The sequence below is a fragment of the Jatrophihabitans sp. genome, from assembly GCF_046262535.1.
In the GTDB taxonomy this organism is placed as follows: Bacteria; Actinomycetota; Actinomycetes; order Mycobacteriales; family Jatrophihabitantaceae; genus Jatrophihabitans.
The window spans coordinates 1-12150 of record NZ_JBHEMO010000056.1; the positions used below are offsets into that span (position 1 = coordinate 1).

The window sequence follows — 12150 nt, forward strand, 5'->3', positions numbered from 1 at the left end:
GCAGCGATCAGCTGGAGCAGGTTGGCGACGTTCGGGTCGACGGGCACGCCGATCAGCTCAGCTCGAGGCCGGGGTACAGCGGATTGGCGTCCAACAGCTCGGCCGCCGCATCGTGCGTCTTGGCCGCGATCCCATCACCGATGACGAAGCCGCCGCCGTGGAAGTACACGACCGTCGGTACCGGCTTCGCGGCCTGCGGGCGGTACACCCGGACCGGGATCGACCCGGCGACGGTGGCGTCGGTGACGGATGCAACCGGGGCGAGGGTCGAGGGATCGCGGAGGTCGACCATCAGGGTGCGGATGCCCAGCCGCGCGTCGGCCGGGCTGCTCTGCCAGACCGCCGGGCGCCCGGCGGCGGCAATGAGCTGGAGCAGGCCGGCGATGTTCGGGTCGACAGGCACCCCGCTCAGCTCAGCTCGAGGCCGGGGTACAGCGGATTGGCAGCCAACAACTCGGCTGCCGCGTCGTGCGTCTTGGTCGCGACACCGTCGCCGATCGCGTACTTGGCCTTGGACGATCCGCCCGACGCCGCCGCGCTCGGCGTGGTGGCGGTCAGCACGTCGACCATCAGCTCGGCCACCCGGTCGAACTCGGCCGGGCCGAAGCCGCGCGAGGTCAGCGCGGGCGTCCCGATCCGCACGCCCGAGGTGTACCAAGCGCCGTTCGGGTCACGGGGGATGGCGTTGCGGTTGGTGACGATGCCGGCGTCGAGCAGGGCCGACTCGGCCTGCCGGCCGGTCAGCCCGAAGGACGTCACATCGACGAGGACGAGGTGGTTGTCGGTACCGCCGGTCACCAGCCGGGCGCCCCGCTTGCTCAGTCCCTCCGCCAGCGCGACGGCGTTGTCGGCCACCGCCTGGGCGTAGACGGCGAAGTCGGGTCGGCGGGCCTCGGCGAGCGCGACGGCCTTGGCGGCCATGACGTGCCCGAGCGGGCCGCCCAGCACCATCGGGCAGCCGCGGTCGACCGCGTCGGCGAACTCCGGCTCGCAGAGCACCATCCCGCCGCGCGGTCCCCGAAGTGACTTGTGCGTCGTCGTGGTCGTGACGTGCGCGTGGGGCACCGGGTCGAAGTCACCGGTGAAGACCTTGCCGGCCACGAGACCGGCGAAGTGGGCCATGTCGACCATGAGGACGGCCCCGACCTCGTCGGCGATCTCGCGCATCGTCGCGAAGTTGACCTTGCGGGGGTACGCGGAGTACCCGGCGATCAGGATCAGGGGCTTGAACTCGCGCGCGGCGTCGCGGACCTTGGCATAGTCGAGCAGCTCGGTCTCCGGGTCGGTGCCGTAGGACGACTGCTCGAACATCTTGCCGCTGATGTTGGGGCGGAACCCGTGGGTCAGGTGCCCGCCGGCGTCCAGGGACATGCCGAGCGCCCGCTGGTTGCCGAGCGCGTGCCGCAGCTCTTCCCAGTCGGCGGCGGACAGGTCGTTGACGTGCTTCGCGCCGGCCTTGTCGAGGGCCGGCGACTCGACGCGCTGCGCCAGGATCGCCCAGAAGGCGACCAGGTTGGCGTCGATCCCCGAGTGCGGCTGGACGTAGGCGTGCGGGGCGCCGAACAGCGCCTTGGCGTGGTCGGCCGCCGCCTGCTCGACGGTGTCGATGTTCTGACAGCCGGCGTAGAAGCGGTGCCCGATCGTCCCCTCGGCGTACTTGTCCGACAGCCACGTACCCATGGTGAGCAGGACCGCGGGGGAGGCGTAGTTCTCGCTGGCGATGAGCTTGAGCGACGCCCGCTGGTCGGCGAGCTCGCCTCGGATCGCGCCGGCAACCGTCGGCTCGACCGATTCGATCACCTGCAGGGCGTTGCGGTAGGCGGCGGACGCCGCGGCGGCGTCGAAGGGCTGCGACATGGACGCGAGCGTATCCGTTCAGGACCGCCGGGTCTTCGGCCGTACCAGCGTCGCCACCCACACCCGGCCGACCCACTCCGCGTATTCCTCGTCGCTCCAGCCGCGTCCGTTCACGAAGGCGTGCCACAGCAGCCCGTCGGTCATCGCCCAGACGACGTCGCGGCATTCCTCCTCGCTGACGGCCAGCTGGCCCGTCTCGTCCGACGCCGCCGCCATCACCGTCATGCCGGCGAGCCGCTGCCGGTCCATCTCGGCCAGCATGTCGGCCGCGGCCGGTTCGCTGCCGGCGGCGCCCAGCACCGCGAGTCGCAACGGCGTCATGCGCCGGGCCGTGGCGGTGGACATCCGGGCGTGCATCATGAACCGCTTCGCCAGGTCCGGTTCGGCCCGGATCGCCATGATCTCGGGGCGCTCATGGAACACCACGTCCTCGTCGTCGCCGCCGATCGTCACGTCCCAGACGCGGTGCAACAGGGTCGCCTTGTTCTTGAACGTGGCGTAGATCGTCTCCGCCGACACACCGGCGGCGCGGGCGATGTCGGCGATCGTCGTGCGGCCGTAGCCCTGCTCGACGAACAGGTCGTGCGCCGCGCGCAGGACGGCTCGCTGCGTCTCGCGCGCCTGCTCCTTGCGCCGCGACGAGTCGTATTGGCGCTTGACCTGGCCGCTCAAATCGAGTACACCTTCACTGTATTCAACACAGAAGCACTGTACCGGAATGAGGACAACTGATGGAAGCATTTCCTGACTGGTCGGCCGCCGCGCCGCACTGGGACCGCCGGCGCGACGACGTCGAGGAGATGAAGGCCGAGCTCACGACCCGACTGATCGAAGGGCTGGGCGACTTGCGCGGTAAGCAGGTTCTGGAACTCGGCGCCGGCACCGGTGAGCTGGCAGCACGATTGGCCGACGCCGCCGGCCCGCCGGGCTCGGTGCTGGCCAGCGACGCCGCGGCCGGGATGGTCGAGCTGCTCGAGAAGCGCCTGGCCGCGGTGCCGAACGCCGACGTCGCGACGCTCGACGCCGCGCAGATCGACCGGCCGGACGCATCGTTCGACATCGTGGTGTTCCGCATGGGCCTCATGCTGATGCTGGACCCTGGGCGGGCGCTGGCCGAGATCCGCCGGGTGCTGCGGCCGGGCGGCCGGATGGCCGTCGCGGTGTGGGGCGCGCCGCAGGACAACCCCTGGATGCTCACGGTCGGAATGTCGGCCATGCTGCAGGGGCTGGTCCAGGGCGGGCCACCGATCGGTCCCGGCGGGCCGTTCTCGCTCGCCGACCCGGTGGACCTCGACAAGCGCGTGCGGGACGCGGGGTTCGCCGACGTCGTCGTGACCCCGATCGCGTCCTCGCGGCTGTTCAGCACGTCCGCGGATCACGTCGACACGGTACTGGCGCTGTCGCCACCGCTGGCCGCGGCGGTCGCCGGGGCAACTGCGGAACAGATTGCCGCCGTCCGCGAGCAGGTGGCGACGCTCACCGCTCAGTACCGGACCCCGAACGGTGTCGAGATCCCGAGTTCGACGGTGCTCTGCCTGGCCTCGTGATCGGCGTCAGGGCCGCCCGCCGGCCTCACGGCGCGCCTGCATCAGGGCCGCGACGTCGGCGAGCGGACCGAGGTGACGCAGCTTGTCCCGGCTGATGACCGAGCGCACGGCCTGCACGGAGCCGTCGGCGATGTCGAAGCTGAAGACGTTGACCAGGCCGCCGTCGCGGTCGCGCACGACCGCGCCGGGTTGCCCGTTCACCTCGACCCGCTCGAGGGCGACAACACCGGCCCGGCGCATCTGCTCGGCCAGACCCAGCAGCAGCCGAACGACGTTGTCCCGCCCGGTGATCGGACGCGGCCAGGACGGGCTCATGCCCCCGCTGTCGCCGGTGACCACGACGTCGGCCGCGAGCAGCTCGACGAGTGCGTCGACCTCGCCGCCGGAGAGCGCGGCGACGAACTTGTCGGCGAGCTCGTTGCGCCGCGTTCGGGATGCCTCGAAGCGCGGTCGCTGAGCCGTCACGTGCCGTCGGGCCCGGACCGCGACCTGGCGACAGGCGTCCGGGCTGCGGCCGACCACGGGAGCGATCTCGGTGAACTCGTAGCCGAAGACGTCGTGCAGCAGGAACACCGCCCGCTCGACCGGGCCGAGCCGCTCGAGGACGAGCAGGAACGCCATCGACAGCGAGTCCGCCTCGGCGCTCTGCTCGGCCGGGTCGGGTGCGCCGCGGTCGGTCAGCAGTGGCTCGGGCAGCCACTGGCCGACGTAGGTCTCGCGCCGGTGTCGCGCCGAGCGCAGCAGGTCGATCGACAGCCGGGTCGTGACCGCCGACAAGTAGGCCTTGGGCGACTCGATCTCCGTGCCCTCGGCGACAGCCCGGTGGTAGCGCACGTAGGCGTCCTGGACGACGTCCTCGGCGTCGCTCACGCTGCCGAGCATCCGGTAGGCGATCGCGAACAGCAGCGGTCGCAGTTCGGTGAATACGTCGACAGCCACGTCGCAATCATCCTCGACGGGTGTCGGCGGGGACGTCCAGGCCGGCGCGGAACCCGTCGCGCCAGCTCGCCCACCGCGGGGCCCAGCCGAGCTCGCGCTTGGCCCTGGCGTTGGACGACCCGCGAACCCGCGTCATCATCGAGACGCCGACCTCGCCGGCCGCAAGCCTGCCCACCCAGACCGGCACGCGGCGGGGCGGTTTCGCGCTGAGGATCTCGGCCACCGTGGTCAACACGTCGGCCACGGGCGCCGGCTCGTCGTCGACGACGTTGTACGTGCCGTGACCGCGATCCAGCGCCGCGATGGTCGCGGCGGCGGCATCGTCGAGGTGCACCAGCGACCAGATCCCGGATCCGTCGCCGACGATCGGCAGCCGCCTGCGGCGCACGAGCTCGAGCATGTCGTCCCAACCGCCCGGACCGTAGAACATGCCGTAGCGCAGGATCACGCTCTCGAGCGGCGCCGCCGGCACAGCGCGTTCGAGGTATTCGATGGCGGCGAGCGTCTCGCGCTGCGCCTTCGGCGGCGACGGGTCGAGCGGGTCGGACTCGGACTTGATCGGGCCGCCGACGCGCTCGTTGGGCCACCCGGTGAAGCTCTGCGCGACGAAGCGCCGCACACCGGCGGCGCGGGCAGCGGCCAGCAGATTGTCGGTGCCGACCCTGCGCAGCTGGTTCGTGGCAGCGAAGGTGCGGTCGAAACGACGCAGGTCGGACATTCCCGCGAGGGCGGTCATCTGGTGCACGACGGCGTCGGGCTCGGCCGCGGCCACCGCTTCGCCGACGGCGGCCGCGTCCAGCCCGTCGACGACGACGGGTTCGGCGCCCAGGTCGGACAGCAGGCCGAGTTTCGACTGGGTGCGGGTGGTGGCGACCACCGAGTGGCCGGCGGCCACCAGTTGGGGGACGAGGCGGGTGCCGATCGCGCCGGTGGCGCCGGCCAGGAACACGCGCATGGGAAGTCTCCTTCGTCGCGGTTGGGCTGCGGTCGGACAGGAGACGAGACAGCCGCCGGCGGTGTGACGGATGGCCGAGTGACGCTGGTCCCTCGGCGGCACGCCATTTACTAGGACGTCATACGATCGCGGGCATGGGTAGCGCAGACGCCGGTTCCGATCAGTACCGCCTCACCGACGAACAACAGTTGCTCCGCAAGGCGATCCGCCAGCTCAGCGAAGACAAGATCGCTCCGCGCGCCGCCGAGATCGACGAGAAGGCCGAGTTCCCCTACGACGTGCTCGACGCTCTGGTGCGGGCCGGCTTCCATGCGGTGCACATCGGCGAGGAGTACGGCGGCATGGGCGCCGACGCCATCTCGACCTGCATAGTGATCGAAGAGGTCGCGCGGGTCTGCGCGTCGTCCTCACTCATTCCGGCGGTCAACAAGCTGGGCTCGCAACCGATCATCCTTGCCGCATCGCAGCCGCTGAAGCAGAAGGTGCTCGGCGACATCGCCGGCGGGGCGATGATCAGCTATGCGCTGTCCGAGCGCGAAGCCGGCTCCGACGCCGCGTCGATGCGCACCAAGGCCGTCCTCGACGGCGACTCCTGGGTGCTGAACGGCACCAAGTGCTGGATCACAAATGCCGGCGTCTCGACGTACTACACGGTGATGGCGGTGACGGATCCCGAGAAGGGCGCCAACGGGATCTCCGCGTTCGTGGTGCACAAGGACGACCCCGGCTTCTCGGTCGGCGCCAAGGAGCGCAAGCTCGGCATCAAGGGCAGCCCCACCTGTGAGATCTCCTTCGAGGACTGCACGATCCCGGCCGACCGCATCATCGGCGAGCCGGGGACCGGGTTCAAGACCGCGCTGCGGACTCTGGACCACACCCGTTTGGCGATCGGCGCGCAGGCGCTCGGCATCGCGCAGGGTGCCTTCGACGCGGCGCTCGGCTACGTGAAGGAGCGCCGGCAGTTCGGTCAGCGTATCGCCGACTTCCAGGGCATCCAGTTCATGCTCGCCGACATGGCGATGAAGATCGAGGCCTCCCGCCAGCTCGTCTACGCCGCCGCGGCGCGGGCCGAGCGCAACGAGCCGAACCTGACGTTCACCTCCTCGGCGGCCAAGGTGTTCGCGTCGGACACCGCGATGTCAGTGACCACCGACGCAGTGCAGCTGTTCGGGGGTTACGGCTACACCCAGGACTTCCCCGTGGAACGCATGATGCGCGACGCCAAGATCACCCAGATCTACGAGGGCACGAATCAGATCAACCGGATGGTGATGGCGCGCAACCTGCTCAAGTGAGCTACCGCAGCCCGACGCAGTCGTGTGACCAGAAGGTGTCGTTGTAGACGAGCGCGCCGGCCATGTCGGGCCGCCAGCCGGGTAGCGGCGTCATCTGCAATCCCCGCTCGGGGATGCGTGTCGAGGGAGGGGTGACGCCGTAGCGGCTCGCCGGCTCCCAGCCGAGTCGCGCGTAGTACGCCGGGTCGCCTTCGAGGAAGACGGCTGGCGCGCCCGCGCGCTGCGCCCCCTCCAGCGCGGCGGCGCACAGCGCGCGGCCGACGCCCTGCCGCTGCCGGTGCGGCGCGACGCCCAGCGGGCTGAGCACCAGCACCTCGACCAGCCGATCCGGCGCGTCGATCCACGAGCGCGACAGCTGCACGTGACCGATCAGGGTGTTGTCGTCCTCGTTCTCGGCGGCCTCGTCCTCGGCCACCAGGGCGACGCCCGGTGCATCAGCGCGAGCGAGCAGCGCGGCGGCGAGATCCACCACCCGCTGCCGGCCGAAGGCGTCGAGCAGGACGCGGCCCACGGCGTCGTCGTCGGATCGTCGTTGCGCTCGGATGTTCACCGCCGGACGGTACCGCTGCCCCTACACGAAGGGCACCCGTGTTTGCGCGCACTCGCGTTGCTCAGAACGGAGGCGGATCCGTCGTCGTGTCGATCGGATGGCGGGCCGGCTCGCTGTCGTACCGGCGGCCCGTCGGGGACGTCAGGTGACGACGTCGTCGTGGTTCTTGGTGACCGTCCAACCGGCCTGGTGCTTGGCGTCGTGACGTCGTTTGCACGGGGTGTGCAGGTTCTTGTTGCTCGTCGTCCCGCACGGGAACGGGTCGATGTGATCCAGTTCTCCATGGCATGCGGCGCGGCGACAGCCGGGAAGGTGCAGGTCTTGTGCAGATTGATCACGTGGTCGCGCAGCGGGGCCGGCGGGCGGTAGGTCGAGCGGCCGTAATCGAGCAGGTGCCCGGCGGAACCGGTGATCAGCCGCCGCCAGGTGCCGCTCGGATCGAAGGAGATGGCCGGGCCAGTGAGGCAGGGATGCTTCCGTAGCCGTCGAGTTCGCCCGGCTGTTCGTCTGCGCCGAGCAACGTGGACAGGGCGACCGAGACGTTCACGGCGGGTCGCCGGCCCTGCCAGGTCGTTGATGTGCTGTTCAGCGCGAGGACCCCGAGGTCGGCGAGCACATCGGCGCGCTTCTGGCTGATCGTCCGGTCATCGTCGGTCAGCGCACGAGCGTGGGCATCGATCGCCGCCATCAACGAGGCTGCGGCGTCGGCGCGCATGGTCGCCCACACCGTCGCCATGCCGTACTCGCCGGGGTGCATGCGGACCGACCGGTCCTCGACGGCCGCGGCGTGTTGCTGCTCGGCGTCGCGCGGGTCGACGGCGATCAGCACACGCTTGACCAGTCGGCGGAAGTTGCCGATGGTCTGGGACTGCTACTTGGCGACGACGCGCTTCTCGAGCTCAGCGACCGCTCGGTCGGGCAGGAAGCGCGACGCGTCGATCACCGCGCGGGCATGCATCATCGTGATCGACCCGTCGACGAGCCGGTCGAAGGTCTGCGGCAGCCGGTGGATCAATTCGCTCGCCTCGTGCAGTTTGACCGCCGCGGTGGTCGGCGCGAGCGACAGCACCGCGGCCACCTATTCACGAACCCATTCCTTCGACGAAGCATCGCTGTCGTCCTCGTCGGCGAGCAGCGACAGAGTGAGCTGCTGCTGCGCGTCCAGTGCCGAACGCTGATGCTCGATCGTCTCAAACAGACGCAACCGGTCGTCGTGATCAAGACGCGCAGGGTCAACCGCGAGCGGGTCGATCAGTACTGCATCCACGCACCCGACATTAGGGACAGGGTCTGACAGTTTGTCCCATCTCGCCGCGTGGTGATCGGCGCATCTGTCTTGAGGCACCGGCCGCGCCTCGTGACGGGAGAAAGGCGGTTCAGATGCGCACGGTGGCGCGCTCCTGCGACATCCGCCGCTCGAGCACCGCGTCGTCGGCGCAGTTGGCCACGAACACCACGGACCCTCCGACGGCTATCGGCGCCAGCAGGGTGTCGACCCAATCCTGGGGCGTTGCCCAGCCGCGGGTCGTGAGAACTCGCGCCCCCGATGCCAGTCCCGTCGCGCCGGCCCGCGCCGCGACCTCCCCGCGCGTCCCGCCGGGCAGGCACGGGTCATCTGGTCCGGCCGGCATCTGCACGCTCGCCCAGGCGTCGGCCTGTGGCCGCACGGCGGCGACATAGTCGAGCGCGGGCGCGGGCGGCTCGCCGCGGAACCCAACCGCCGCCGACTCGGGCGCGAACGCGTAGACGTCGACCGCCCCGGCGGCTGAATCGAGCGACGCGGCGGCTGAATCGAGCGACGCGGCCGATGTGAACGCGACATCCGCGTCACCCTCCGTCGTCAGCGCCAGGCCGGCGGTCAGGCAGCCGAGCAGCATCGGCACCGACAGCCAGTGGGCCGGTAGGGCCAGCAGGGCGGTGTCGCCTACCGTCAGCCCGAGCTCGTCGCCCAGCAAGTGGTGTGTCTTGGCCACCCAGTTGGCCAGCGATTTCGCCGACAGCTCGGTGCGCTCGCCCGTCGCCTCGTCGTAATAGGTGATCAAGGGCGACGAGGGATCGCGCGCAAGCAGTTGCGCGAACTGGCGTTCGGGCGTGGTCACCGCGGCCGGTTCAATTGATGCACTTGGCATCGATCGCCTTCGACGCCGACGCGCTCGCCGACGCACCGGCGGACCTCGACGTGGTCGGCGACGGCGTCGAGGACGACTTCACCGGTGCCGGCGGATTGATCACGTTGGCGACGAAGCGCTGCACCTTCGCCGGGTCGACGGCGAGCACCGAGTTCCCGTCGATGTTCGCGTCGGTCGTGGGGATCGTCCGGCCCACGATGTTGTTGGCCTGGAGGTTCTCCATCTGCTTGGCCAGGTCGACCAGGTCAAGACCCTTGTCGAGGACGATGTTGCGCTTGACGGCGTTGCCGAGCGCGTTCAGCTTGAACAGAAGACCGGCGGACGCGATCGAGCGGAACGCCGAGGTCAGGAAGTACTGCTGGCGCCGGACCCGGTCGAGGTCCCCGCCCGACAGGAAGTGCCGTTGCCGCACGAATTGCAGCGCGGACTTGCCGCTGATCGTGTGCCTGCCCCTCGACATCTTGAAACCTGAGCCCCCGTCCAAGCCGGCCGCCCGGTTGGCCGCGGTCGTGTCGTCGACGTTCTTGCACAAGTTGATCGTCACGCCGCCGATCGCCTTGCTGATCTCGTAGAAGCCCAGCAGGCTCACCTGGATGTAGTGGTTGATCGTCAATCCGGTCAAGTTGGTGATGCTCTTGATGAGCAGGTCGGCGCCGGCGGTCTGGGCATCGGCGTCGGTGTCACCGCCGTCTTTGGCCGCGTTGTAACCGAGGACGTACGCCGCGTTGAGCCGGTTGTGGCCATGGCCGGGAATGTCGACGTAGGAGTCGCGCGGCAGCGAGATCAGCGTCGCCTTGGAGCCGTCGGCCGGCACGTGGACGATCATCATCGTGTCGGTGGCCTTGCTGCCCCCGTCGCGTCCGACGTGCAGGTCGCGCACCTCGGCGTCGGTCATGTTGCTGCGGTCGTCGTTGCCGACGAGCAGGATGTTCTGGTCGGTTCCGTCGATGTCGGTCTTGCCGCTGGGTTGTGCGCCCACGGCCACGTTCCGGCGCGGGACACCGTTGTTGATGTTGCGGAACGTGTACCAGTAGTAGCCGGCCAGCAGGAGCAGTCCGACGGACAGGATCACGCCGAGCGTGCGCCCGAACACCCGCAGCGCAGCAAGGCGCTGACCGCCGCCAGGCCCGCGATGTCCGCGGTGCCGGCCGCGCGGATCGAGATGCGGCGGCAGCGGCGCATACGGGTCCGCAGAGGAAGGTCGGGGCGCCACCTGGGCGAGGGTACAAGCAGCTGTCGTGAGAGCCGCCTGAGCCGCGGGCGTGCGCTCAGCGGGACTCGTCCGGGCGCACCGGGGTCAGTCGATGCAGCCGAGCCCGTCGGTCGGATCGGCGGACTTCGACGTCGCCGTGCGCGATCCGCCCACACGCTTCGCCGGGGCCTCGGCCACGCCCTTCGCCCACCGGCCGTCACTGCCGAGCACGAGGGTCACACGCTGCACGTCCGGCGTCATCACCGTCTTGGCGCCGGGCACGTTCTTCGCGACCGCTTTGGCCTGCGCCTCCTTTCCGGCCGGGTACTCGATCAACGTCTGCTGCGCCGCCGACGACGTGGAGTCGACGGTATTGATCTTGAATCCGAAGGCGCGCAGCGCGGTTGCGTTGCGGGCCGCGAGCCGCGCGACGTCGGTCCCGTTCAGCACGTCCACCGTCACGGACGTGGCCGGAGCGGCCGACGCATCGTCGTACGCGGAGTTCGCCTTGCCCTGCAACCCGGCGACGAAGGCCGGGATGGCCGCCCGGTTCACTTCGACGATCGAAGTGGCCACTCCGTCGGGGTAGATCATCTGCGCGCCGTTGTTCGGGATCGTCGCGAACTGGATGCGGCCCGAGGTGAGCGACTCGAACTGCCGGGCCAGGGCGAGCAGGTCGAGCTTGGGGTCCACGAGCAGTGAACTGCCGACGGCGGTGAGCATGTCGCGCAGCTTGAACGGGTTGAGCAGGGTGCCCGCCGACGTGACCTTGTGGAACGCCGCCTTGAGGAAGTACTGCTGGCGCTTGATCCGGTCCAGGTCGCCGTGCGGCAACCCGTGCCGCTGCCGCACGAAGGCGAGGGCCTGCACCCCGGAGATGGTCGAGACGCCCTTGGGCAGGTTGATGCCCGAGTAGCCGCTGCCGAACTCGTCACGGTCGGTCGTGGCGTTCTGCGCGGCATTGAGGCAGACCCGGACGCCACCGATGGCTTTGCTGATCCGGTAGAAGCCGAGCAGGTTCACCTGCATGTAGTGGTCGACGTATATGCCGGTCAGCGCGTGAATCGCCCTGATCGTCAGCACGATGCCAGCGCTCTGGGCGGCGGTCTCGGTGCGGCCCGCGTTCTTGGCCGCGACGTACCCGTCCGGATAGGCGGCGTTGATCTTCCCCTTGCCATGACCCGGGATCGTCACCCACGAGTCACGCGGGAACGAGACGAGGGTGGGGCGCGAGCCGTCGGCCGGGACGTGCAGCAGCATCATCGTGTCCGCGTTGGCCGTCTGCCGGTCATGGCCGGTGTGCAGCGCCCTCAGTTCTGCGTCAGTGGCGCCGGCGCGGGTGTCGTTGCCGACCAGCAGGATGTTCTGGTCCTTGCCGTCGACATCGTGTTCGCCGGCCGCCAGTGCGGGGACCGGGTACCCGTGCGGCACGCGCGCGGTGAAGTCGCGAAACGTCGCCCAGGCCAGCCCGCTGCCCACGAGGACGAGCAACGACAGGGACGCGAACGCCGCGCGCAGGCCGACGTGCACCCGGTGGGGGACGCCCAGGCCGCGAACGGCCGGGCCGCGCGGTGCGTCCGGATCGGCGTACGGGTCCGATGACATCGCACCCGAGGCTAGCTGCGGATCCGGACCGTTCCTGGTTGCGACACCTGAGTCTTGCGTGACCGTTGTGAGTGATGATGC

Annotated in this window: 14 protein-coding genes; 2 read left to right on the forward strand and 12 right to left on the reverse strand. The window is 69.9% G+C overall.

Annotation, left to right across the window (positions count from 1 at the left end; all coding sequences use genetic code 11):
- Positions 1 to 52 precede the first annotated feature (52 nt).
- The 3 genes from ABR571_RS08555 to ABR571_RS08565 are packed head-to-tail and all read right to left on the reverse strand — an operon-like array spanning position 53 to position 2529.
- Positions 53 to 403 (reverse strand): hypothetical protein, encoded by a 351-nt coding sequence (locus ABR571_RS08555; RefSeq protein ID WP_409452769.1) that lies wholly within the window; start codon positions 401 to 403, stop codon positions 53 to 55.
- A 5-nt stretch (positions 404 to 408) separates the two neighbouring features.
- Entirely contained in the window at positions 409 to 1857 is a 1449-nt protein-coding gene (locus ABR571_RS08560) for a glycine hydroxymethyltransferase (RefSeq protein WP_409452770.1), read from the reverse strand.
- Between the two features lie 18 nt (positions 1858 to 1875).
- The gene (locus tag ABR571_RS08565; protein WP_409452771.1) at positions 1876 to 2529 is read right to left on the reverse strand and encodes a TetR family transcriptional regulator; all 654 of its coding nucleotides are present in this window, start codon (positions 2527 to 2529) and stop codon (positions 1876 to 1878) included.
- A gap of 59 nt (positions 2530 to 2588) precedes the next feature.
- Between ABR571_RS08565 and ABR571_RS08570 the strand changes: the two genes are divergently transcribed.
- Positions 2589 to 3404, forward strand: coding sequence for a class I SAM-dependent methyltransferase (locus ABR571_RS08570; protein ID WP_409452772.1), 816 nt, complete (start codon positions 2589 to 2591; stop codon positions 3402 to 3404).
- A gap of 6 nt (positions 3405 to 3410) precedes the next feature.
- Here the strand turns inward: ABR571_RS08570 and ABR571_RS08575 are convergent, their stop codons facing one another.
- Both ABR571_RS08575 and ABR571_RS08580 read right to left on the reverse strand, forming a co-directional pair.
- A complete protein-coding gene (locus ABR571_RS08575; RefSeq protein ID WP_409452773.1) occupies positions 3411 to 4343 on the reverse strand; it encodes an RNA polymerase sigma-70 factor in 933 nt (310 codons plus the stop codon).
- A 7-nt stretch (positions 4344 to 4350) separates the two neighbouring features.
- Positions 4351 to 5298, reverse strand: a complete 948-nt coding sequence (locus ABR571_RS08580; RefSeq protein ID WP_409452774.1) for an NAD-dependent epimerase/dehydratase family protein — start codon at positions 5296 to 5298, stop codon at positions 4351 to 4353.
- Between the two features lie 134 nt (positions 5299 to 5432).
- Between ABR571_RS08580 and ABR571_RS08585 the strand changes: the two genes are divergently transcribed.
- Positions 5433 to 6593 (forward strand): acyl-CoA dehydrogenase family protein, encoded by a 1161-nt coding sequence (locus ABR571_RS08585; RefSeq protein WP_409452775.1) that lies wholly within the window; start codon positions 5433 to 5435, stop codon positions 6591 to 6593.
- Between the two features lies 1 nt (position 6594).
- Here ABR571_RS08585 and ABR571_RS08590 read toward each other — a convergent pair whose 3' ends face one another.
- The 7 genes from ABR571_RS08590 to ABR571_RS08620 form a co-directional block, all read right to left on the reverse strand.
- Entirely contained in the window at positions 6595 to 7143 is a 549-nt protein-coding gene (locus ABR571_RS08590) for a GNAT family N-acetyltransferase (RefSeq protein WP_409452776.1), read from the reverse strand.
- Positions 7144 to 7555: 412 nt separating this feature from the next.
- Entirely contained in the window at positions 7556 to 8002 is a 447-nt protein-coding gene (locus tag ABR571_RS08595) for a DUF222 domain-containing protein (RefSeq protein ID WP_409452823.1), read from the reverse strand.
- A 12-nt stretch (positions 8003 to 8014) separates the two neighbouring features.
- Positions 8015 to 8212 carry a hypothetical protein gene (locus tag ABR571_RS08600; RefSeq protein WP_409452777.1) on the reverse strand — a complete coding sequence of 66 codons (198 nt, stop codon included), beginning with the start codon at positions 8210 to 8212 and terminating at the stop codon, positions 8015 to 8017.
- A 9-nt stretch (positions 8213 to 8221) separates the two neighbouring features.
- Positions 8222 to 8410 carry a hypothetical protein gene (locus tag ABR571_RS08605; RefSeq protein ID WP_409452778.1) on the reverse strand — a complete coding sequence of 63 codons (189 nt, stop codon included), beginning with the start codon at positions 8408 to 8410 and terminating at the stop codon, positions 8222 to 8224.
- A 109-nt stretch (positions 8411 to 8519) separates the two neighbouring features.
- On the reverse strand, positions 8520 to 9242 hold the full coding sequence (locus ABR571_RS08610; protein ID WP_409452779.1) for a TIGR03089 family protein: 723 nt from the start codon (positions 9240 to 9242) through the stop codon (positions 8520 to 8522).
- A 10-nt stretch (positions 9243 to 9252) separates the two neighbouring features.
- Positions 9253 to 10485, reverse strand: coding sequence for an LCP family protein (locus ABR571_RS08615; protein WP_409452780.1), 1233 nt, complete (start codon positions 10483 to 10485; stop codon positions 9253 to 9255).
- Positions 10486 to 10569: 84 nt separating this feature from the next.
- Positions 10570 to 12069, reverse strand: a complete 1500-nt coding sequence (locus ABR571_RS08620; RefSeq protein ID WP_409452781.1) for an LCP family protein — start codon at positions 12067 to 12069, stop codon at positions 10570 to 10572.
- Positions 12070 to 12150: the final 81 nt, after the last annotated feature.

What these genes read in the sequence shown, in the direction of transcription:
- ABR571_RS08580 (WP_409452774.1), bottom strand. Translation starts at nt 5,298, where the DNA reads ATGCGCGTGTTCCTGGCCGGCGCCACCGGCGCGATCGGCACCCGCCTC.
- ABR571_RS08585 (WP_409452775.1), top strand. Translation starts at nt 5,433, where the DNA reads ATGGGTAGCGCAGACGCCGGTTCCGATCAGTACCGCCTCACCGACGAA.
- ABR571_RS08560 (WP_409452770.1), bottom strand. Translation starts at nt 1,857, where the DNA reads ATGTCGCAGCCCTTCGACGCCGCCGCGGCGTCCGCCGCCTACCGCAAC.
- ABR571_RS08620 (WP_409452781.1), bottom strand. Translation starts at nt 12,069, where the DNA reads ATGTCATCGGACCCGTACGCCGATCCGGACGCACCGCGCGGCCCGGCC.
- ABR571_RS08570 (WP_409452772.1), top strand. Translation starts at nt 2,589, where the DNA reads ATGGAAGCATTTCCTGACTGGTCGGCCGCCGCGCCGCACTGGGACCGC.